The following is a 20390-nucleotide window of genomic DNA, read 5'->3' on the forward strand; positions in this document are numbered from 1 at the left end:
CGTGCAACCCATGGCGGTGCGGTCTGGCGCCGATCAGGACCCGGAGCAGATGGTGGACACGAAGCATTGACGGCCCTTGATATCCTCGTCCTGATCGCGGTGTTCGGTGCGGCGATCCAGGGTTTTCTACGCGGCTTCGTCACCGAGGTTCTGGCGCTGTTCGCCTGGATCGCGATCGTCGCCGCGCTCAAGCTGTTTCATATTCCGCTCGCGCAGGCGCTGACCGGCATCGTCGGCACGGTATCCGGTTCCGCCGTCCTTGCCTTCGCGCTGATCGTCGGGGTGACCTATATCGGCGGACGCCTGGTCGCACGCGCGGTCGGCAGCAGGACGCGGACGTCGATCCTGGGGCCGGTCGACCGAGCGCTCGGCTTCGGATTCGGTGCGCTCAAGGGATTGATCCTGGCCAGCCTGGTCTTCCTCGTTGTCGCCTTGATGATCGACACGGTCAGCGGCGGACCTGCGCGTCGACCCGAATGGATGGTCAAGAGCCGGACCTACAAGCTTCTCAACGCGACCAGCGCGGGTATCGCCGATTTCGTCGATCGCCGCCGTCGCGGCCTCCCCGTATTCGGCGCGCCCACGCCAGCGTCCGAGAGCGGCGCGGCCAATGCCAGCGAGACACCCTCATGACCGCGCCCCTCTACAATGCAGAGATCCTGCGGCTGACGACTGCCATTCCGCATGACCAGCGGCTGACGGACCCGATGGCCAGCGTCGAGCGGCGCTCGCCGATTTGCGGCAGCCGGGTGACGGTCGACGTCAATCTCGGTGCAGACGGACGGGTCAGCGAGGTGGGCATGCTCATCCGCGCCTGCGCGCTTGGCCAGGCATCGGCGGCGCTCCTGTCGGCGCATGTGGTGGGACGCAACGCTTCGGAACTCGCCAAGGCACGCGACGAACTTTCCGCCTGGCTGGCAGGTGACCGGACCGATGCGCCCGAATGGCCCGGCCTCGCGGTCTTCGCGCCCGCCGTGCCGTACAGCGCGCGTCACCCATCGATCCGCCTCGCGTTCGAGGCGGCGGCACAGGCAGCCGAAGACGCGGCCGCCGGGCGGTCGAGCTGATGCATGAAGACGTATCGCTGCTGCGGGACGGTGCAATCCTTCTCGGCTTCGGGCTGGCGTTCGTGCTGGTATTTCGTCGGCTGGGCTTAGGCGCCACGCTGGGCTACCTCGTCGCGGGCGCGGTGGTGGGACCGCACGTCCTGGGTCTGGTGGGCGACGCGGAGGCCAAGCTGGGCATTGCTGAGATCGGCATCACGCTCCTCCTCTTCATCGTCGGATTGGAACTGAACCCCGCGCGGCTCTGGCGGATGAAGCACGAGATTTTCGGCCTCGGGCTGCTACAGGTCGCGATCTGCGGACTGGCGATCAGCGGGATCGTGCTGCTCGCGCACTTCTCGATGGAGGCCGCGCTCGCGCTGGGCCTGCCGCTGGCGCTGTCGTCGACGGCGCAGGTGCTGCCGATGCTGCAATCCTCGGGCCGGTTGCGCACGCCCTTCGGCGAGCGGGCCTTTTCCATCCTGCTCTTCCAGGATCTGTCGATCGTCCCGCTGATCACGATCGTCGCCGCCATGTCGCGCAATCCGGCCGATCATGCCGGACCGCCGGGATGGATATTGGCGCTCGAGACGGTGGGTGCGATCGTCGGACTGATCATCGCCGGACGGTTCCTGTTGCGTCCGCTGTTCCGGCTGATCGGCAATATGGGCGAGCGCGAAATGTTCGTGTTCGCCGGGCTGTTCACCGTTATCGCCAGCGCCGCCGTAATGGAACTGCTCGGATTGTCGACCGCGCTGGGCGCGTTCATCGCGGGCGTGATGCTCGCCGACAGTCCCTACCGACACGAGCTGGAAGCCGATGTCGAGCCGTTCCGTTCGATTCTGCTAGGCCTGTTCTTCCTGGCGGTGGGCATGATGCTCAACTTGCCCGCGATCATCGAGCGGCCGATCTTCGTTGCCGTCATGGCGCTGGCGCTGATCGCGACCAAGACGCTGGTCATCTTCCTGATCGGCCTCGCCTTCAAGATGAACTGGCGATCGGCGTTCGCGCTGGGCCTGTTGATGAGCCAGGGTGGCGAGTTCGGCTTCGTGCTGTTCGCGCAGGCGCAGGCCGGTTACCTGGTCGCGCCGGAGGCGGCGAGCCTGTTCGGTGCGATCATCACATTGTCGATGGCCACCACGCCGTTCCTGATGCGCGCGACCCGCCGCATTCGCGAGGAACCGGTGATCATGCGGGGCGAGAAGCGCGAGGGGCCGGTTACCGATGGCGCCAATGCGTTGATCGTCGGCTATGGCCGCTTCGGACAGACGGTGGCGCAGATGCTGATCGCCAGCGATATTCCGGTCACGCTGATCGACCGCGATATCGAGATGATCGACATCGCGGCCGAGTTCGGGGCCAAGGTCTATTATGGCGACGGCACCCGGCTCGACCTGTTGCGGCAGGCGGGCGCGGCGGAAGCGGAGCTGATCCTCTTCTGCCTCGACGAGGACCAGATCTCGCTCGAACTGCTCGAAAGCGTCCATGCGGCCTTTCCCAATGCCTCGCTCTTCGTTCGCGCCTATGACCGCCGCGCCGTGCTTCGGTTGAAGGGTGGCCCGGCTTCCTATGTCGTGCGCGAGGTGCTGGAGTCCGCCGTGAAGATGGCGCGCCTGGCGCTCGACAGCCTGAAGATCGATCGCGCCGAAATCGACCGGGTCGAGACGATGTACCGCGCCCGCGACAAGGAACGGCTGGCCGCACAGGCGGCCTCGGGCGATCTGCGCGCGGCGAATGACCGGATCATCACGCAAGACGAGCGAAAGGGCTGATCATGGGTTTGCTGGGCGTACTCGCGGCACTGTCTGGCGCGATCGCCATCGCGGCGGGAGCCTTTGGCGCCCATCGCGCCGAGGGCATTGCGGTGGAATGGCTCAAGACTGGCGGGCAGTACCAGCTCATCCATGCGGTCGCCGCGCTCGTCGCACTACGTATGGACGCGCGCGGCGTCGCATGGGCGTTCGTCGTCGGTGGCGCGATCTTTGCGGGCTCCCTCTATGCGATGGCGTTCGGCGCGCCGCGCTGGCTTGGCGCGGTGACGCCGATCGGCGGGACGATCCTGATCGTCGGCTGGCTATGGCTCGCCTGGACGATGCGCGGATGAACCGGGGCAGGCGGGCTTCACCTGCCCTGCATGTTGTTCTAGGGACCGGACATGGCCGATCCATTCTATATCACCACCGCGATCCACTACCCCAATGGCCGCCCGCATATCGGCCATGCCTATGAGATGGTGGCCGCCGATGTCATCGCGCGGTTCCAGCGCCAGGCGGGACGCGATGTGCTGTTCCAGACGGGCACCGACGAACACGGGCTGAAGATGGCGCAGGCAGCGCGCGCCCGCGGCATCTCGACGCGCGAGTTCGCGAACGAAATGTCCAGTCATTTCCACGTGATGGCCGACCGTCTTGCCATCTCCTACGACCGGTTCATCCGGACGGTCGACACCGACCATTATGCCGCCAGCCAGGCGATTTGGAAGGCGATGGAGGCGAAGGGCGACCTCTACCTCGACCGCTATGAGGGATGGTATTCGGTTCGTGACGAGGCTTTCTATGACGAGAGCGAACTCACGACGGGTGACGACGGCACCAAATTGTCGCCGCAAGGTACGCCGGTCGAATGGACGGCCGAGGAGACCTGGTTCTTCCGGCTGTCGAAATATCAGCAGCCGCTGCTCGACCTCTATCGCGACAATCCCGATTTCATCCGTCCCGAAAGTCGCCGAAACGAAGTGATGCGGTTCGTCGAGGGCGGGCTATCCGATCTTTCCGTTTCGCGGACCAGCTTCGACTGGGGCGTTCCGGTGCCGGACAGCGCAGGTCATGTCATGTATGTCTGGGTCGACGCGCTGACCAACTATCTGACGGGGACGGGATACCCTGATCCCGACAGTGAGCTGGCGCGGTTCTGGCCCGCCGATCTGCATCTGATCGGCAAGGACATCATCCGCTTCCACACGGTTTATTGGCCCGCCTTCCTGATGTCCGCCGACCTGCCATTGCCGCGATCGGTGTTCGGGCATGGCTTCCTCCTCCATCGGGGGGAGAAGATGTCCAAGTCGGTCGGGAACGTCGTCGATCCCATGGAATTGGCCGATGCGTTCGGCGTCGACGCCCTTCGCTATTTCTTCCTGCGCGAGGTGAGTTTCGGGCAGGACGGTTCCTATTCGGCGGAAGCGATCGTGACCCGCGTCAATGCCGAGCTGGCGAACAGCTTCGGCAATTTGGCGCAGCGGACCTTGTCCTTCATCGCGAAGAATCTGGGCGGTGAACTGCCCGATACCGGACGCGGCGATCCGGCCGACGCGATGCTCATCGAAGAGGTCGTCGTCGCCTGCGCCGGGCTCAAGACGGCCTTTGAGGGGCTGATGCTCAGCCAGGGTATCGAGGCGTGGATGCGTGGCGTCTATGCGTGCAATCAGTATATCGACGTGCAGGCGCCCTGGTCGCTCCGCAAGACGGACCCCGATCGGATGCATGCCGTGCTTGGTACGCTGGTCCGCGCGATCCGGATGCTGGCGATCGCGATTTTGCCGGTGACGCCACGCGGAGCCGGGCTCGTCCTTGACACCTTGGGCGTCGAACAGCGCGATCACGCCGCGATCGACGATGACGGCTGGTATGCTCGCCGTGCTGCCATGGGCGTCGCGCTATCGCCCCCGACCCCGGCCTTCCCGCGGCTCGAAATCCCGGCGGAGGCCGAAGCCTGATGTTGGCCGACAGCCATTGTCACCTCAATTACAAAGGGTTGATTGAGGAACAGGGGGAAATCCTGAACCGGGCTCGCACTCGCGGTGTGACGGCGATGCTCAACATCTCGACGCGCGAAAGCGAATGGGATGCGGTGATCGCTACCGCCGAGCGCGAACCCGATGTCTGGGCGACGGTCGGCATCCATCCGCATGAAGCGGATGCACATGGCCATATCGACACCGCCAGGCTGATCGAGCGCGCGGCGCATTCCCGCGTCGTCGGTATCGGTGAAAGCGGGCTCGACTATTATTACGACCATAGCGATCGCGTGCGGCAGCAGGCGAGCTTCCGTGCACATATCGCCGCGTGTCGCGAGACCGGCCTGCCGCTGATCGTCCACACGCGTGATGCCGAGGAGGACACGATCGCGATCCTCGCGGACGAGATGGGGAAGGGGGCCTATCCCGGGGTCATCCACTGTTTTACAGCTAGTGGCGATTTTGCCGACAAGGCATTGGCATTAGGCTTTTATATATCCATTTCGGGTATCGTGACCTTCAAGAGCGCGAAGGATTTGCAGGCCACCGCCGCACGCCTGCCGCTCGATCGCTTGTTGATCGAAACCGATGCACCGTTCCTGGCGCCCGTGCCGCATCGTGGCAAGACGGGTGAGCCGTCCTTCGTGGCGGACACCGCCGCGTTTCTGGCGGACCTGCGCGGTGAACCGCTCGATCTGCTGAGCCGCACGACCGCGGAGAATTTCCATCGGCTGTTTGCGAAGACCGTCGCGTGAAGATTCGGATCCTGGGCTGTGGCACATCGTCAGGCGTACCCCGGATCGGCAATGACTGGGGGGCCTGTGATCCGGCCGAACCCCGAAATCGCCGCATGCGCTGCGCCGCGCTGGTCGAGCATGACGGCACGCGGATCCTGATCGATACCGGCCCTGACATGCGCGAGCAATTGCTGGCGGCGGAAATCGGGACCGTCGATGCGATCATCTGGACCCATGATCACGCCGACCATTGCCACGGCATCGACGATGTCCGGCAGATCTACCATGCCTTGGGACAACCCGTGTCCGGCTATGCGCGACCAGCGACGGCCGAGGCGCTCGCCCGGCGTTTCGGCTATGTATTCCAGGGCAAGACGGGTTATCCGCCGACCGCCACGATGACGCCCTTGGGCGACGATGTCATGATCGGGCCGATCCGCGTTCGGACGGTGGATCAACCGCATGGCCATATCCTGTCGGCGGGTCTGCGCTTCGACTGCGACGCCAAGAGCATCGGCTATGCCACTGATTTCCATGCGCTTACCGAGGACATGGCGGATCTGTACCGGGGGGTCGATCTGTGGGTGGTCGATGCGCTGCGGCGCCATCCGCATCCCGCCCATGCCGATTTGCCGTCGGTCCTCCACTGGATCGACGAACTCGCGCCGCGTGCGAGCTATCTGATCCATATGGACCAGTCGATGGATTATGCGACGCTGTGCGAAGAGCTGCCCGCGCATGTCCGACCGGCCTATGACGGACTGGAACTGATCGCGTGAGCACTGATCGGGCCGTCGATCTCCTATTCTACGGCCTGATCCTGTTGCTGCCGCTGAGTGCATTGCTGGCGCGGCGGATCCCGCTCGGACAAACGGTCCGTATGGCGTTGATCTGGATCGCGATCTTCGGAACAGCATTCCTGATCTTCGCCCAGCGTGATCGGTTGGCGGGTCTGCTGCCAGGGCGAGCGTCCCCGGATGGCGTCGTGCGCATCGCCATGGCGCCCGACGGACATTTCTGGGCCGATGTCCGCGTCAACGGCGTGGCACGACATATGCTGGTCGACAGCGGCGCGACGACCACGGCTCTATCGGTCGAGACGGCGAAGGCGGCGGGTGTGGCTTTGGACGAAAGCCCGTTCGGGACGATGGTCGACACCGCAAACGGGCGGGTCATGGCAGACCATGCGAGCATCGCGCAGTTGCGTGTCGGACCCATCGTGCTGGACGATGTCGGTGCAATCGTGTCGCCAAGCTTCGGCAGGCAGGATGTGATCGGCATGAACGTGTTACGCCGACTGCGGTCGTGGCGCGTGGAGCGCGGCGAGCTGATCCTCAACGACAAACCGTAATCCTGTTTTACATAATATATATTATCGAACTGAAGGAGCCAGAGCGGTGGAGCGTCTTCTGACGATCATGAAGCGGTTGCGAGACCCCGACACCGGTTGCGAATGGGACGTTGCGCAATCTTTCGAGACGATCGCGCCCTATACCATCGAGGAAGCCTATGAAGTCGCGGACGCGATTGCCCGTGACGACCTCGCCGACCTGAAGGACGAACTCGGCGACCTGCTGCTCCAGGTGGTATTCCATGCCCAGATCGCCGAGGACAACGGGCAGTTTACGTTCGCCGATGTCGTGACGGCCATTTGCGACAAGATGGAGCGCCGCCACCCGCACATCTTCGGCGACGTTGCCGAAGGCGGCCATCACCTATGGGAGCAGATCAAGGCGGAGGAGCGCCAGGCCAAGGCGGCCGACGGCACGCTGGACGGCGTCGCACTCGGCCTGCCAGCGCTCCTGCGCGCCGAGAAACTTCAGAACCGCGCCGCGCGTGTCGGCTTCGATTGGCCCGATACGGCGGGCCCACGTGCCAAGATCGACGAGGAACTGGCGGAGATCGCCGACGCGACGCCCGAAACGCTCGAAGAGGAATTCGGCGATCTGCTATTCGCCGTCGTCAACTTCGCCCGCCATCATGGCATCGACGCGGAGCGAGCCCTTCGCAACGGCAACCGGAAGTTCGAACGCCGCTTCCGCGCCATGGAACAGCAAGCGGGCGATGCCTTCGCCGCGCTGGACCTCGCGGCGAAGGAAGACTTATGGCAGGCGGTCAAGCATCGCGACGGGTGAAGCGATCGTAATCCGCCTCGGAAAGGCGAACCTCGTAGACCGCCTGCTCGCCCTCGATGGCCTGGTCCAGGACCTCGCCATGCGCGTGCAGCCACGCGGCCCCCGCCCCGTCACCCGCGTCCAACGTGACCCGATACCGCCGGTGGCCGGACGTCAGCGCCGCGGCGACCTGTTCGATAAGATCATCCACGCCCTCCCCCGTTATCGCCGACACCGCGACGATATGGGATCGGCGCGCCGCCTCGACCAACAGATCGTCTCGCGCATCGCCCTCGACCAGATCGAGCTTGTTCCAGGCCTCGAAGCGTGGGGTCTCCGGATCGACGCCGATTTCGGTCAGCACCGCCTCGACATCGGCGCGTTGCGCCTCGCTGTCGGGATGCGCGATGTCACGGACATGGATCAGCAGATCGGCCGATACCACCTCCTCCAGCGTCGCCTTGAATGCCGCGACGAGTTGGGTCGGCAGGTCGGAGACGAAGCCCACGGTATCGGACAGGATCGCCTTGTCGATACCTGGTAGCTGAATCTGGCGCAATGTCGGGTCCAGCGTGGCGAACAGAAGGTCCTTCGCCATGACATGAGCGCCCGTCAGCCTGTTGAACAAGGTCGACTTTCCGGCATTCGTATAGCCGACGAGCGCGATGATCGGCCACGGCGCGCGCTGTCGACGGTCACGATGCAGGCCGCGCGTCCGGCTTACCTGATCCAGCTCGCGACGCAGCCGCGCCATGCGATCGCGGATCATCCGCCGGTCGGCTTCGATCTGCGTTTCGCCAGGCCCACCCAGGAAGCCGAAGCCACCACGCTGGCGCTCGAGGTGGGTCCAGCTTCGCACCAGGCGGCCCGCCTGATAGTCGAGATGCGCCAGCTCGACCTGCAATCGTCCTTCGGCGGTGGCGGCGCGCTCGCCGAATATCTCGAGGATCAGACCGGTGCGGTCGATGACCTTCGCTTCCAGCGCGGTTTCGAGGTTCCGCTGCTGAACGGGCGTCAACGCGCCGTCGAACACGACGAGCTGCGCATCGTCCATCCGGACCTGCTGGGCGACCTGTTCGACCTGGCCGCTGCCGATCAGGGTCGCAGGCTTCAGCGCCCGAACCCGCAGCGCGATCCGCTCGACCACGTCGAGGCCGATCGCCATCGCCAGCCCGGCGGTCTCGTCCAGACGTGCTTCAGCGTCCCGTGCCGCATCGCCTTGATCCGGCAGGACGATGATGGTGCGGGCGCCGCGTGTGAATTCACCGCGATCGCGGTCGAAGCCGTTGCTCAATCTTCGGCCGATCCCGCCTGTTCCTCGGCCAGGTTCAACGGCCGGGCCGGTTGAATGGTCGAGACGGCATGTTTGTAGACGAGTTGTGCCATACCCTCGCGCTGGAGCAACATGCAGAACAGGTCGAAGCCCGCGATCTGCCCCTGCAGCATGACGCCGTTGATGAGGAACATCGTGACCGGGTCTTCGGACTTCCGCACCGCGTTGAGGAAGATCTCCTGGAGAAGCGGATTCTTTCGGTGCTGTTCGTTGACACCGTCGACGATCGCCGCGACATCGAGCGGGCCCGATGGCATGATGGTGGAGATCGCGTGCTTGTAGATCAGCTGCGACTGTCCGTCGCGGCGAAGGAGCACCGAAAAATTGTCGAACCAGGTCACGATCCCCTGGAGCTTCACGCCCTTGACGAGGAACATCGTGACGGGCGCCTTGGAGCGGCGCAGCGCATTGAGGAAGAGGTCCTGCAGCGAACCCGTCTTGTCGGCCATGGTCGAGCCCTTGTTCTTGGCGGGTCCGTGCCCGCGAATAGCGCCGTTTCCCGGCGTCGGAACCGCGCCCGTGGACCGGGCGCGGCCAATATCTATGGTTTCAAAGGGCATTCGTCCAGAGGTGGCCGACCGACCGACGGATCAATCCTCGCGCGTCTCGCTGATCCCGAGGAGTTTCAGCTTCCGGTGGAGCGCCGATCGCTCCATTCCGATGAAGCTCGCGGTGCGTGAGATATTGCCCGAAAAGCGGCGGATCTGAACGCGAAGATATTCCCGTTCCCAGCTTTCGCGCGCCTCGCGCAAGGGGGCACCCATGATCGCGGTAGCGCCCCCTCCCCCCATATCGGCACCTTCGCCCAGCACCTCGGCGGGGAGGAGATCGAGGTCGATCCGGCCGACCCGGTCGCCCGGCGCCAGGATGATCGTCCGCTCGACGACGTTGCGAAGCTGCCGGACATTGCCGGGCCAGTCATAGGACTGCATCGCGACCATCGCGTCGGGCGCGATCTCGGGCGTGCGAACGCGACGTTCGGTCGCGTAATGCGCCATGAAATGTTCGACCAGTGGCGGTATGTCCTCGCGACGCTCGGACAGCGAGGGGATGGTCACCGGAACGACGTTGAGGCGATAGTAGAGGTCCTCGCGGAACCGCCCCTCGGCGATCTCCTGGGTCAGGTCGCGTGCGGTCGCCGAGACGACGCGAACGTCGACCTTGACCACGCGCGTCCCGCCGACGCGGGTGAAGCTCTGGTCGGTCAGCACGCGCAGGATGCGCGCCTGCGTCGCGATCGGCATGTCGGCGATCTCGTCGAGGAAAAGCGTCCCGCCATGGGCCTGCTCGAGAAGCCCCGTCCGGACGAGATCGCCCCCCTCCTCCACGCCGAACAATTCTTCATCGACGCGTTCGGGGGTCATCCGCGCGGCACTGACCACCACGAAGGGGGCGCTCGCGCGGTTGCTCCAGCCGTGCAGCAGCCGTGCCGCGACCTCCTTGCCCACGCCAGCCGCACCCATGATGAGCACGCGGCTGCCAGTGGCGGCAACGCGCTTCAAGGTCGCCCGGATGCCGTTGATCGCGCTCGACGATCCGGTCAGGTCGGTCTCGCGTCCGGCGCTTGCGCGCAACGAGGCGTTCTCGCGGCGCAGTCGCTCGGTCTCGGTCGCCCGCGCGACCATGAGCAAAAGGCGCTCGGCCTCGAACGGCTTTTCGATGAAATCGGCGGCACCCTTGCGGATCGCGGCGACCGCCGTGTCGAGATTGCCGTGTCCCGAAATCACCAGAACCGGGATCGACGGATCGCGCCGCTTGATCTCATCGAGCAGTTCCAGCCCGTCGAGCTTCGATCCCTGCAGCCACACGTCGAGCAGCACCAGCGACGGTCGCCGCACCGCCACCGCCTCCAGCGCGGCGTCGCTGTCCGCGGCGACGCGGGCGTCATAGCCCTCGTCCTCCAGGACGCCCGCGACCAGTTCGCGGATATCGAGTTCGTCATCGACGACGAGAATGTCCAAAGCCATGATTCTTTACGTCCGAGTACGAGTCAAAGCGGTGAGCTGGCCCTCCCCAGCCAGTTCGGGTTCGGCGCCCCCCTGATCCAGCGCCGCCAGGGCGCCGGCATCGAACATCATCGAAACGATGGTGCCGCCGGTAGGATTGTCGGAAAAGCCGATCGTGCCGGCATGTTCCTCGATGATCTTGTTGACGATGGCGAGGCCGAGCCCCGTGCCCCGCGCGCGCGTCGTCATATAGGGCTCGATGATACGATCCCGCTCTGGAGGAAGGCCGACGCCATTGTCGGCGACCGTGATCGTGATCATCCCGCCATGCTGCCCGACGGTCAGCATGACATGGCCGCCCTTGGTCCCCTCGGGCCGACCTTCGATCGCCTCGACCGCGTTCTTGACGATGTTGGTCAGCGCCTGGCTCATCTGCCGCCGGTCGCAGACCATCGTCGGGGCGGGTTCGTCCTGCTCCATCTCGAAACGGATCTCGGGATGCGCGACTTCGTGCAGGAACATCGCCTGGGCGCAGATGTCGGCGATCGCCTCTTCGCGGAACACCGGCTTGGGCATCCGGGCGAAGGACGAGAATTCGTCGACCATCCGGCGAAGATCGCCGACCTGGCGCACGATCGTCTCGGTCAGGCGCCCGAAGGTCTCGTCCTGCGGATCGATCACCTTGCCGTAGCGGCGCTGCAATCGCTCGGCCGCCAGCTGGATCGGGGTCAGCGGGTTCTTGATCTCGTGCGCGATCCGGCGCGCCACGTCGGACCAGGCGGCGCGACGCTGATCGAGCAGCTGCTGCGTGATGTCGTCGAAGGTCAGGATCGGCCCGTCCGCCGTCTGCGCGATCCGCACGGCAAGCGTCCGCATGTCGCCGTGAAGCGCGACCTGTACCGTCGCCTCACGCCGCCCCTGATCGAGCAAAGCGTCCAGCTCGGGGGCAACCTCCGTCAGGCGGTGGCCGACCAGCCCGCCCGGCTCCACCCCCAATAGCATGTCGGCGGAATTGTTGGCGATCCGAACCTGGCGATTGGCGCCGATTGCCACGACGCCGGCCGATACGCCCGCCATCACCGCTTCGATCAGCGCGCGACGATTGTCGAGCTGCGCGTTCGCGGTGACCAGTTCCGTATTCTGCTGCTCGAGCTGGCCGGTCATCTGGTTGAAGGCGTTGGCAAGCGTACCGACTTCGTCCCGGGTCCGCGGATCGGGCACCCGTGCGGAAAGGTCGCCACCGGCGATGCGCCGGGCCGCATCCACGAGTTCGCCCACCGGTCGCACCAACCGGTCGGCGACGGCCAGCGCGATCCACACCGCGATACCCACGATCAGCAGCGCCACGAAGAACAGCGCGATGTTGAACTTCAACTGGAGCGACCGCGCGCGTCCCTGAAGCGCGCGGTAACCCTCGACGACATCCTCGGCGGCGAAATGCTGCTTGCTCAGGAAGGCCGCGTTCACGCTCGTGCCGACATACAGCATGATGCCGCTGCTGTCGGGCAACGGCGTCACGACCCAGACGCGCTGCTCGTTGATGCCCACTTCGGGGCGGTTCGAGCGGCTGGCCTGATCCATCATCTCCGGCGTCACGAGTTCGCGGAAGCTGGCATCGGTCGGCTGGTTGAAGAAGTCGTAGAATTTGAAGCCCTGCTTGGCGTCATAGGAGAAGAGGACCGCCTCCTCCATGTCGCGCACGATCGTCTGCTGCACGAGATAGTCGTGAAAATCGCGGCGGTTCTCGCGCAGCACCGGCAGATTGCGCCCGAGATCCTGCGACATGGCTCGCCCGGCGAACACCCAGCGGTTGATGATCTGCTGCTGCGATTGGCGGGCGATGTCCATCGCATCGCTGAACGCCTTGCGCGCCCGGTCGGAAATCCAGAACTCCGCCGACGACTGGAACATCATCGACGCGGTCACCACCGTCAGGAGAATGGGGACGCTCGCCGTCAGCGAGAAGATCGCCACCAGGCGAACATGCAACCGGCCGCCACCACCCACCGCCGATTCGGCTGCCCGGCGCATGGCCACGCGACGGCCCAGCAGCATCAGCAGCAGGATGGCAGGAACGAGGTTGAGCGCGAGAAGTCCGGCGATGACCGGTGGCGCGATCAGTCCCTGCGCATCATGCCGCTGCTCGATGAACCAGTATGTTCCGCCCGCGATCGTGATGGCCACGACGATGATGGCCAACTCCATCAGCGGCGTCACGGCGAAGCGCGGCCGCCGTGTCTCGTCGGGAACGACAGGGTTCAGGATCGCCGACATCGTTGCAATCGTACAACGTCATGCGTGACCTGCAAGCCACAATTCTTAAAAATATCGTCAGTCAGCCCGATATCCCGTCATCGCCGCTCGTCGGGATGCGAAGCGTATCGAGCCGTTTGCGCAGCGTGTTTCGATTGATACCCATCGCCCGTGCCGTCCGCAGCTGGTTGCCGCCGTGGCGCGCCAGCATCGCCTCGATCAGCGGGCGCTCGACCTCGCCGATGATCCGGTCGTAGAGCGACCCGTCGTCGAGCGCGGTCGGCCGCTCGATGGCCAATCGGGCGAGATAGGTGCGCACCGCCCGGACCAGATCGCCATCACCGGCTTCGGCCGCGTGCCCCGGTGCCGACCGCCCCGCTCCCATCATGGCGCGAATCGCCTCGGCATCGATGACCTCGTCGCGGGCGAGGACCGCCAGCCGCCGCATCATATTTTCCAGCTCACGGACGTTGCCCGGCCAGTCGTGCGTGACCAGCACGTCGATCGCCTGGCTGTCGATCCGGCGTCGTGGCAGCCCTTGCAGCGCGGCATTCTCCAGAAAGTGCCTTGCTAGCAATGGGATATCCTGCCGACGCTCGCGCAATGCCGGAAGCGCGATCGGCACGACGTTGAGGCGATAGAAGAGATCCTCGCGGAACTGGCCCGACGCTACCTGCTGGCTCAGATCGCGATTGGTCGCCGCGACGATGCGGACATCGGTCCTGATGGTGCGCGCGCCGCCCACGGTGGTGAACTCGCCGGATTGGAGGACACGCAACAGGCGGGTCTGCGCCTCCATCGGCATGTCGCCGATCTCATCGAGGAACAGCGTCCCCCCCGCCGCCTGTTCGAAGCGGCCCGCATTCCGCTGCGCCGCACCCGTGAAGGCGCCACGCTCATGGCCGAACAGCTCGGCTTCGATCAGCTCGCGCGGGATGGCGGCCATGTTGATCGCGATAAAGGGCGCCGCGCGGCGGGGGCCGAGATCATGGATCGCCCTTGCGACCAGTTCCTTGCCGGTTCCCGACTCGCCCGAGATCAGCACCGTCAGGTCGGTCGACACCACGCGAGCGATGACGCGGTAGACGCTCTGCATCGCCTGCGATCGCCCGATCAGCGGCAGCGCGCGATCGTCTTCGGCAATTCCGTCCTCGATGGCCACGCCGCGTCGCGCCAGCGCGCCCGACACCGCGTTGGTCAGCGCGTCGAGATCGAACGGCTTGGGGAGATATTCATAGGCGCCCACCTCGGCCGCGCGAACGGCGGTGGTCAGCGTATTTTGCGCCGAAAGGATGATGATCGGCAACGCGGGGAAGCGTTCGGCCACGCCGCGAATATGGTCGATGCCGTCGCCATCGGGCAGGATGACGTCGGTCACCAGGATATCGGGCGCGCCGTTCGCAAGGACCCGATCGAGCCGCGCCAAGGTCTCGACGGCCGTCACCTCATGGCCCGCCCGGCGTAGTGCCTGCCCCACGACGGTCCGGATTGCGGCGTCGTCATCGACGACCAGCACGTGGCTCATGCGATGGCCCGGGGAAGCAAAAGGCGCAGGACAGTCATTTCGGGTGAGCCTTCTCTCGCATATTGCACGATACCGCTCATGTCGCGGACCAGCTTGTCGACCAGTGCGAGCCCCAGCCCCTGCCCCTCACGGCGGCCGGAGACGAAGGGATCGAACATGTGATCGGCCAGATCCGGCGGGACGCCGGGGCCGTTGTCGATCACGCAAATCTCGATCGGCAAGGGCAATCGCGTCCGGCCCTCGCCCGTGCTGATCGACATGCCGTGACGATAGGCGGTGGTCAGTATGATCCGGGGATTGCGCACCGCGCGCACCGCCTCTCGGGCATTTTTCAACAGATTGATAACGATCTGGAGCAGCGCGTCGCGATTGATCCGCGCGGGCGGCAGCGACGGGTCGAACCGCTCCTCGATCGCGATCCCGCGCGCAAAGCCGGCCGATGCGACGCCCCGCGCATGGGTGAGAAGCGGATAGATGTTCTCGGAAGCCAGCGGCAAAGGCCTGGTATCGCTGAAGTCCTGCATCCGGTCGATCAGGGCTGCGATACGATCGACCTCGGTGGTGATGAGCGTGGTCAGCTCACCGCCATTGAGCAACTGCGCGGCGCCGCGGATGCCCGAGAGCGGGTTCTTGATCTCGTGCGCCAGCATCGCGGCCGCGCCGATGGCGGCCCGTGCGCCCGGCCCCCGTTCCGACGAATGCGCAAGCCGACGTGAGGGCCCCGCGCTGTGCAGCGTGATCGCCCGCCAGCCGGGATGGTCGGGAATCTGCGCCTCGACGAAATCGACGCGGATCTTCGGACCACGTGGCGTCGCGATCACCGTGTCATAGACGGCAAAGCCATGCCCGTCGCGGCTGCGCGGCGCATCCGGCGGCGGCAGGATCGCGTTGACCGGCTGCCCCACCATCAGACGCTCGGACAGGTTGAGAAGCTGCTCGGCCAAGCCGTTGGCGTGGGCGATCCGATCGTCGGGATCCACCACCACGACCGCGACCGGCAGGGCGGCGAACAGCGCCCCGAAACCCGGTCGGCCGAGGCGCGTGGCGTCAGGCCGCGGCTGCAAGCTCGATCTGCGGCATGTAGAAGTCGTACAGCATCGCCTTGACGCGGTCGGCGCTGGCTTCCTGATTGACCTTGTTGCGGAACTCCGCCGAGCCGTGGAGGCCACGCGTGTACCAGCCGATATGCTTGCGTGCCATGTTGACCCCGGTCTCGGTGCCATAATGATCGAGCATCGCGTCGTAATGACCGGTGACGGCACGATATTGCTCGTCCAGCGACGGATCCTCGAGACGCTCGCCCGTGGCGAACCAATGCATCACCTGCCCCAGCAGCCAGGGCCGACCATAGGCACCGCGCCCGATCATGACGCCGTCGGCGCCCGACTGGTCGAGTGCCATATCGGCATCCTCGACCGAACAGATATCGCCATTGGCGATGACCGGGATCGACACCGCGTCCTTTACCTGGCGGATGAAGGCCCAGTCCGCCTGCCCCTTGTACATCTGGTTGCGGGTACGCCCATGGACCGTGATCATCTTGACCCCGATATCCTCCGCGATGCGCGACAGTTCGGGGGCGTTCAGGCTGTCGTGGCACCAGCCCATGCGCATCTTCAGCGTCACGGGTACGTCGACGGCCTTGACCGTCGCCTCGATGATCGCGGAGGCCAGCTTCAGGTCGCGCATCAGCGCAGAGCCCGCGTCGCCGTTCACGACCTTGCGCACCGGACAGCCCATGTTGATGTCGATGATCGCGGCACCGCGATCGGCGTTGAGCTTGGCGGCCTCGCCCATCTCATAGGGCGTACAGCCGACGAGCTGCATCGACACCGGCTCTTCCAGCGGATGCCATGCGGCCTTCTGGATCGACTGCCGCGTCTCGCGGATCGCCGCCTGGCTGGCGATCATCTCGGTCACGTTCAGGCCCGAGCCGTATCGACGGACCAGCGTGCGGAACGGCATGTCGGTCACCCCGGTCATCGGGGCCAGGACGACCGGGCTGTCGATCGTCACGGGACCGACCTGAATGGGGGCGAGGTTGCGCATCATACTGCCTGAAAAATAAGCAGCCGTCTACGCCAACATGGCCCGACAGGCAAGGTTGGCGGTGTGGCTCCATTGCCGCTAAACGCCTCGCCATGAGCGACAATGGCAAGATCGCGGCGTTGATCGTCGCTGCGGGTGGCGGCAGCCGGATGGGCGGCGGCATTCCGAAGCAGTTTCGCGAGGTGGGCGGCAAGCCGATGCTCGCGTGGAGCCACGCCGCGTTCGCTCAGCATCCCGCGATCGGCCCCGTACTGATCATGGTGGCGCCGGATCAGCTCGAGACCGCCAGGGCGATTCTCCCCGCAGGCTGGTGCGAGCCAGGCGGTGCCAGCCGTCGCGAGTCGGTCGCGAAGGGCTTGCGGCATCTGGCGATGACAGGCGTCGAGAGGGTTCTGATCCATGACGCGGCCCGGCCCTTCCTGTCGGCCGAGGTGATCGAGCGCGTCCTGGCCGGACTGGACACGGCGGATGGGGCGATGCCCGTCATGCCGGTCGCGGACACGCTGGCTCGGGAGGACCACCGTCGGGGGGACACGATGCTCGGCGAAACCGTCCCGCGTGACGGCGTGGTTCGAGTCCAGACGCCGCAGGGCTTCCACCTCCAAGCGGTCATCGCGGCCCATGCCGCCTGGCCCGCCGATGCGGAAGCCACCGATGACGCTCAGATGGTGCGACGGCTTGGCGGACGCGTCGCTTTGGTGCAGGGCGATGCGATGCTCGAAAAGATCACCTATCCCGACGACATGGCCGGAGCCGATGGGCGACTGGCTTGGGAAACCCGTACCGCCATGGGCTATGACGTCCACCGCCTGGAGGATGGCGAAGAATTGTGGCTCGGTGGGGTCCTGATCCCACATCATCAGGGATTGTCCGGGCATAGCGACGCGGACGTCGCGCTTCACGCGCTGACCGACGCGTTGCTCGGCACGATCGCGGCGGGCGATATCGGAACGCACTTTCCGCCGAGCGACCCGCAGTGGAAGGGCGCGGAGTCGGGCCAGTTTCTCCAGCATGCCGCCAAGCTGATCGCCGAGAAGGGCGGACGTATAGACTTTGTCGACCTGACCATCATCTGCGAAGCGCCCAAGATCGGCCCGCACCGCGCGGCGATGGTCGAGCGGATCGCAGCGCTGCTGAATATCGGTCGGGACCGGGTCAGCCTGAAGGCGACGACGACCGAACGGCTGGGCTTTACCGGACGTGGCGAAGGCATCGCGACCCAGGCGGTGGCGACGGTCCGCATTCCCGCGAGCAAGTCGGCGTGAAGCGGCTCGCCACCCTGGTCGCGCTAGTCACGCTGGCGGCGCCTCAGGTCGCTGCGGCACAGACGCGCGCCTGCATCACCGCGCCCGAGGCGGAAGCCATGACGCTGGTCGCCATGCCCGATATCCTGCGCGAAACCGGTCGCGTCTGCGGCGCACGCCTGCCCGCGACCAGCCTGATCCGGGGTGGCGGCACGCTGATCGCGAAATATGAGACGGCGGCCGATCAGGCGTGGCCGTCCGCGCGCGCCGCGATCGTCAAGCTGTCCGATCCCGCGATCGATACTCTGCTCCAATCGGATTACGCGCGTCCGTTGCTGACCTCGCTGCTCGTGCCGTTCATCGTCGGGCGGATCGGGCTGGAGGATTGCGGGACGATCGACCGGCTGGTCACCCAGCTCGCCCCCCTGCCCCCGCGCAACATGGCATCGGTGGTCGTCACCGCGCTTCAATATCTCAAGACCGAGAAGGCGCGTGGACGGCAGGTCGCCGTGCCCGATCTGCCGCTTTGCACCAACGGGAACCGCTGATGGACGTGATCCTCCCGCGCGAACTGATCGCGCTTGCCGAGCGTGTCGTGACCGAGAACCGCGCGGCGGGACGGCGCGTGGCGCTGGCCGAAAGCTGCACCGGCGGGCTCGTCTCCGCCGCGCTGACGGAAATTCCCGGATCGTCCGACGTGGTCGAGGCGGGGTTCGTGACCTATTCGAACCAGGCGAAGATCGCACTGCTGCGGGTCAACCCGGAAGTGATAGAGACGTTCGGCGCCGTGTCGACCGCCACCGCCTGGGCGATGGCTCAGGGGGCGCTGGCGGCGAGCGAGGCCGAGGTAGCGGTCGCCATCACCGGCGTCGCCGGGCCTGGCGGCGGCACCGCCAAAAAGCCCGTCGGTACGGTCGTCTTCGCGCGAGCGCTACGCGATGGTGATCCCGAGGACGTGAAGGCCGAACGTCACGAGTTCGGCGATATCGGGCGCGGCGCGATCCGGCTTCAGGCGGCGCTGTTGGCGCTCGAGCTGCTGCTGCCGTAAAGCTTCGCGGCGCGATCCTCGAACGCGCCGATCATTCGGCGAAGCGCGGTGCCGAACACTTGCCCCGCGAGCATTTCGAACACCCGGTTCTTGAACGCGAAGTCGACGGTGAAGTCGACCGCGCACCCCTGTTCCTCGGGCCGGAACCGCCAGTTGTTCCGCAGATATTTGAGCGGCCCGTCGAGATAGTCGACATCGATCGACTCGGGCCGCGACTTCGTCACCCGACTCGTGAAGGTCTCGCGCAACCCCTTGAACCCCACGATCATGTCGGCAACCGTTTCGGTATCGCTGTCCGAGCGCACGCGCATCGCCGAGACCCAGGGGAGGAACTCGGGATAGCGCGCCACGTCGGCGACCAGATCGAACATCTGCTCCGGCGTATAGGGCAGATGGCGCGTCTCGCTATGCCTTGGCATCAGCGCTTGGCTGCCAGCTTCGCCTCGCGCGCGGCCCGCAGCCGCTCGAAATCGTCGCCCGCGTGATAGCTGGACCGGGTCAGCGGCGAGCTGGCGACCAGCAGGAAGCCCTTGGCGCGCGCGATCGAGGCATAGGCGTCGAACGCCTTGGGCGTCACGAACTCGGCGACCTTGGCATGGCGCGGGGTCGGCTGGAGATACTGGCCCATGGTCAGGAAATCGATATCGGCCGAGCGCATGTCGTCCATCACCTGATGGACTTCCAGTCGCTCCTCGCCCAGGCCGAGCATCACGCCCGACTTGGTGAAGATCGACGGATCATGCCGCTTTACGCTCTCCAGCAGGCGAAGCGACGCATAGTAGCGCGCGCCGGGCCGGATGGTCGGATAGAGCCGCGGCACCGTTTCGAGATTGTGGTTATAGACGTCCGGGCGTGCCTCGACGATCGACTCGATCGCGGCCTGCGCCTTGTTGCGGAAGTCGGGTGTCAGGATCTCGATCGTGGTGTTCGGCGTCGTGCGGCGAAGCGCCTCGATCACCTTCACGAACTGCGACGCGCCACCATCGGGAAGGTCATCGCGGTCGACCGAGGTGACGACGATATGGTTGAGCCCCATCTGCGCCGCAGCGTCCGCGACGTTCTGCGGCTCCATCGCGTCGACCTTGCGCGGCATACCCGTCTTGACGTTGCAGAAGGCGCAGGCGCGCGTGCAGGTGTCACCCAGGATCATGACCGTCGCATGTTTCTTCGACCAGCACTCACCGATGTTCGGGCAGGCGGCCTCTTCGCAGACGGTCGTCAGGCTCTTGGCACGCATCAATTCGCGAGTGGCGGCGAACCCGGCGCTCGTCGGAGCCTTGACGCGGATCCAATCGGGCTTGCGTGCGCGCACCGGCGCGACCAGCGGTGTCAACTCGTTCATGCCCCGCGAAATAGCGATGCTAT

At 65.6% G+C, this 20390-nt stretch carries 21 protein-coding genes; 12 read left to right on the plus strand and 9 right to left on the minus strand.

Features of this window, described 5'->3' with window-relative positions; genetic code table 11:
* Window positions 1-66 precede the first annotated feature (66 nt).
* From LRP66_RS01035 to mazG, 9 genes are all read left to right on the plus strand, one after another.
* Window positions 67-633, plus strand: a complete 567-nt coding sequence (locus LRP66_RS01035) for a CvpA family protein (protein ID WP_230480617.1) — start codon at window positions 67-69, stop codon at window positions 631-633.
* Complete coding sequence (locus LRP66_RS01040) at window positions 630-1067, plus strand: iron-sulfur cluster assembly scaffold protein (RefSeq protein ID WP_230480619.1); 438 nt, start codon at window positions 630-632, stop codon at window positions 1065-1067. Before LRP66_RS01035 ends, LRP66_RS01040 begins: the two co-directional genes overlap by 4 nt.
* Window positions 1067-2815, plus strand: coding sequence for a cation:proton antiporter domain-containing protein (locus tag LRP66_RS01045; RefSeq protein ID WP_230480622.1), 1749 nt, complete (start codon window positions 1067-1069; stop codon window positions 2813-2815). The genes LRP66_RS01040 and LRP66_RS01045 overlap by 1 nt, the downstream gene beginning before the upstream one ends.
* A gap of 2 nt (window positions 2816-2817) precedes the next feature.
* Window positions 2818-3147 carry a DUF423 domain-containing protein gene (locus LRP66_RS01050; protein ID WP_230480624.1) on the plus strand — a complete coding sequence of 110 codons (330 nt, stop codon included), beginning with the start codon at window positions 2818-2820 and terminating at the stop codon, window positions 3145-3147.
* Between the two features lie 51 nt (window positions 3148-3198).
* Window positions 3199-4755, plus strand: coding sequence for a methionine--tRNA ligase (gene metG, locus LRP66_RS01055; RefSeq protein ID WP_230480625.1), 1557 nt, complete (start codon window positions 3199-3201; stop codon window positions 4753-4755).
* The gene (locus LRP66_RS01060) at window positions 4755-5531 is read left to right on the plus strand and encodes a TatD family hydrolase (RefSeq protein WP_230480626.1); all 777 of its coding nucleotides are present in this window, start codon (window positions 4755-4757) and stop codon (window positions 5529-5531) included. The genes metG and LRP66_RS01060 overlap by 1 nt, the downstream gene beginning before the upstream one ends.
* Window positions 5528-6292, plus strand: a complete 765-nt coding sequence (locus tag LRP66_RS01065; RefSeq protein ID WP_230480628.1) for an MBL fold metallo-hydrolase — start codon at window positions 5528-5530, stop codon at window positions 6290-6292. Before LRP66_RS01060 ends, LRP66_RS01065 begins: the two co-directional genes overlap by 4 nt.
* Window positions 6289-6864, plus strand: a complete 576-nt coding sequence (locus tag LRP66_RS01070) for a retropepsin-like aspartic protease family protein (RefSeq protein ID WP_230480630.1) — start codon at window positions 6289-6291, stop codon at window positions 6862-6864. The genes LRP66_RS01065 and LRP66_RS01070 overlap by 4 nt, the downstream gene beginning before the upstream one ends.
* Before the next feature lie 67 nt (window positions 6865-6931).
* On the plus strand, window positions 6932-7648 hold the full coding sequence (gene mazG, locus LRP66_RS01075) for a nucleoside triphosphate pyrophosphohydrolase (RefSeq protein ID WP_230480935.1): 717 nt from the start codon (window positions 6932-6934) through the stop codon (window positions 7646-7648).
* Here the strand turns inward: mazG and hflX are convergent.
* From hflX to dusB, 7 genes are all read right to left on the minus strand, one after another.
* Window positions 7629-8921, minus strand: a complete 1293-nt coding sequence (hflX, locus tag LRP66_RS01080) for a GTPase HflX (protein WP_230480631.1) — start codon at window positions 8919-8921, stop codon at window positions 7629-7631. The genes mazG and hflX overlap by 20 nt on opposite strands.
* On the minus strand, window positions 8918-9520 hold the full coding sequence (gene hfq / locus LRP66_RS01085; RefSeq protein ID WP_268992423.1) for an RNA chaperone Hfq: 603 nt from the start codon (window positions 9518-9520) through the stop codon (window positions 8918-8920). Before hfq ends, hflX begins: the two co-directional genes overlap by 4 nt.
* Window positions 9521-9550: 30 nt before the next feature.
* Window positions 9551-10927, minus strand: coding sequence for a nitrogen assimilation response regulator NtrX (gene ntrX, locus LRP66_RS01090; RefSeq protein ID WP_230480634.1), 1377 nt, complete (start codon window positions 10925-10927; stop codon window positions 9551-9553).
* Window positions 10928-10933: 6 nt separating this feature from the next.
* The gene (locus LRP66_RS01095) at window positions 10934-13180 is read right to left on the minus strand and encodes a sensor histidine kinase NtrY-like (protein WP_230480636.1); all 2247 of its coding nucleotides are present in this window, start codon (window positions 13178-13180) and stop codon (window positions 10934-10936) included.
* A 61-nt stretch (window positions 13181-13241) separates the two neighbouring features.
* Window positions 13242-14684, minus strand: a complete 1443-nt coding sequence (gene ntrC, locus LRP66_RS01100) for a nitrogen regulation protein NR(I) (protein ID WP_230480637.1) — start codon at window positions 14682-14684, stop codon at window positions 13242-13244.
* Entirely contained in the window at window positions 14681-15748 is a 1068-nt protein-coding gene (locus LRP66_RS01105) for a two-component system sensor histidine kinase NtrB (protein ID WP_230480639.1), read from the minus strand. Before LRP66_RS01105 ends, ntrC begins: the two co-directional genes overlap by 4 nt.
* A complete protein-coding gene (gene dusB, locus LRP66_RS01110) occupies window positions 15732-16733 on the minus strand; it encodes a tRNA dihydrouridine synthase DusB (RefSeq protein ID WP_230480640.1) in 1002 nt (333 codons plus the stop codon). Before dusB ends, LRP66_RS01105 begins: the two co-directional genes overlap by 17 nt.
* A gap of 92 nt (window positions 16734-16825) precedes the next feature.
* Here dusB and LRP66_RS01115 point away from each other — a divergent pair, with 92 nt between their 5' ends.
* The 3 genes from LRP66_RS01115 to LRP66_RS01125 are packed head-to-tail and all read left to right on the plus strand — an operon-like array spanning window position 16826 to window position 19025.
* The gene (locus tag LRP66_RS01115) at window positions 16826-17998 is read left to right on the plus strand and encodes a bifunctional 2-C-methyl-D-erythritol 4-phosphate cytidylyltransferase/2-C-methyl-D-erythritol 2,4-cyclodiphosphate synthase (protein WP_230480642.1); all 1173 of its coding nucleotides are present in this window, start codon (window positions 16826-16828) and stop codon (window positions 17996-17998) included.
* Window positions 17995-18525 carry a hypothetical protein gene (locus LRP66_RS01120; protein ID WP_230480644.1) on the plus strand — a complete coding sequence of 177 codons (531 nt, stop codon included), beginning with the start codon at window positions 17995-17997 and terminating at the stop codon, window positions 18523-18525. Before LRP66_RS01115 ends, LRP66_RS01120 begins: the two co-directional genes overlap by 4 nt.
* A complete protein-coding gene (locus LRP66_RS01125; RefSeq protein ID WP_230480645.1) occupies window positions 18525-19025 on the plus strand; it encodes a CinA family protein in 501 nt (166 codons plus the stop codon). The genes LRP66_RS01120 and LRP66_RS01125 overlap by 1 nt, the downstream gene beginning before the upstream one ends.
* Here LRP66_RS01125 and LRP66_RS01130 read toward each other — a convergent pair.
* Both LRP66_RS01130 and lipA read right to left on the minus strand, forming a co-directional pair.
* Window positions 18986-19444: a type II toxin-antitoxin system RatA family toxin gene (locus LRP66_RS01130; RefSeq protein WP_230480646.1), complete on the minus strand. Its 459-nt coding sequence runs from the start codon at window positions 19442-19444 to the stop codon at window positions 18986-18988. The genes LRP66_RS01125 and LRP66_RS01130 overlap by 40 nt on opposite strands.
* Window positions 19444-20367 (minus strand): lipoyl synthase, encoded by a 924-nt coding sequence (gene lipA, locus LRP66_RS01135; RefSeq protein WP_230480649.1) that lies wholly within the window; start codon window positions 20365-20367, stop codon window positions 19444-19446. Before lipA ends, LRP66_RS01130 begins: the two co-directional genes overlap by 1 nt.
* Between the last annotated feature and the right edge of the window lie 23 nt (window positions 20368-20390).

The sequence above is a fragment of the Sphingomonas sp. Leaf21 genome (genome assembly GCF_916858675.1).
Classification (GTDB): domain Bacteria; phylum Pseudomonadota; class Alphaproteobacteria; order Sphingomonadales; family Sphingomonadaceae; genus Sphingomonas.

What these genes read in the sequence shown, in the direction of transcription:
- LRP66_RS01040 (WP_230480619.1), top strand. Translation starts at nt 630, where the DNA reads ATGACCGCGCCCCTCTACAATGCAGAGATCCTGCGGCTGACGACTGCC.
- LRP66_RS01045 (WP_230480622.1), top strand. Translation starts at nt 1,067, where the DNA reads ATGCATGAAGACGTATCGCTGCTGCGGGACGGTGCAATCCTTCTCGGC.
- LRP66_RS01050 (WP_230480624.1), top strand. Translation starts at nt 2,818, where the DNA reads ATGGGTTTGCTGGGCGTACTCGCGGCACTGTCTGGCGCGATCGCCATC.
- metG (WP_230480625.1), top strand. Translation starts at nt 3,199, where the DNA reads ATGGCCGATCCATTCTATATCACCACCGCGATCCACTACCCCAATGGC.
- LRP66_RS01060 (WP_230480626.1), top strand. Translation starts at nt 4,755, where the DNA reads ATGTTGGCCGACAGCCATTGTCACCTCAATTACAAAGGGTTGATTGAG.
- mazG (WP_230480935.1), top strand. Translation starts at nt 6,932, where the DNA reads ATGAAGCGGTTGCGAGACCCCGACACCGGTTGCGAATGGGACGTTGCG.
- hfq (WP_268992423.1), bottom strand. Translation starts at nt 9,520, where the DNA reads ATGCCCTTTGAAACCATAGATATTGGCCGCGCCCGGTCCACGGGCGCG.
- ntrX (WP_230480634.1), bottom strand. Translation starts at nt 10,927, where the DNA reads ATGGCTTTGGACATTCTCGTCGTCGATGACGAACTCGATATCCGCGAA.
- LRP66_RS01095 (WP_230480636.1), bottom strand. Translation starts at nt 13,180, where the DNA reads ATGTCGGCGATCCTGAACCCTGTCGTTCCCGACGAGACACGGCGGCCG.
- ntrC (WP_230480637.1), bottom strand. Translation starts at nt 14,684, where the DNA reads ATGAGCCACGTGCTGGTCGTCGATGACGACGCCGCAATCCGGACCGTC.
- dusB (WP_230480640.1), bottom strand. Translation starts at nt 16,733, where the DNA reads ATGCGCAACCTCGCCCCCATTCAGGTCGGTCCCGTGACGATCGACAGC.
- LRP66_RS01115 (WP_230480642.1), top strand. Translation starts at nt 16,826, where the DNA reads ATGAGCGACAATGGCAAGATCGCGGCGTTGATCGTCGCTGCGGGTGGC.
- LRP66_RS01125 (WP_230480645.1), top strand. Translation starts at nt 18,525, where the DNA reads ATGGACGTGATCCTCCCGCGCGAACTGATCGCGCTTGCCGAGCGTGTC.
- LRP66_RS01130 (WP_230480646.1), bottom strand. Translation starts at nt 19,444, where the DNA reads ATGCCAAGGCATAGCGAGACGCGCCATCTGCCCTATACGCCGGAGCAG.
- lipA (WP_230480649.1), bottom strand. Translation starts at nt 20,367, where the DNA reads ATGAACGAGTTGACACCGCTGGTCGCGCCGGTGCGCGCACGCAAGCCC.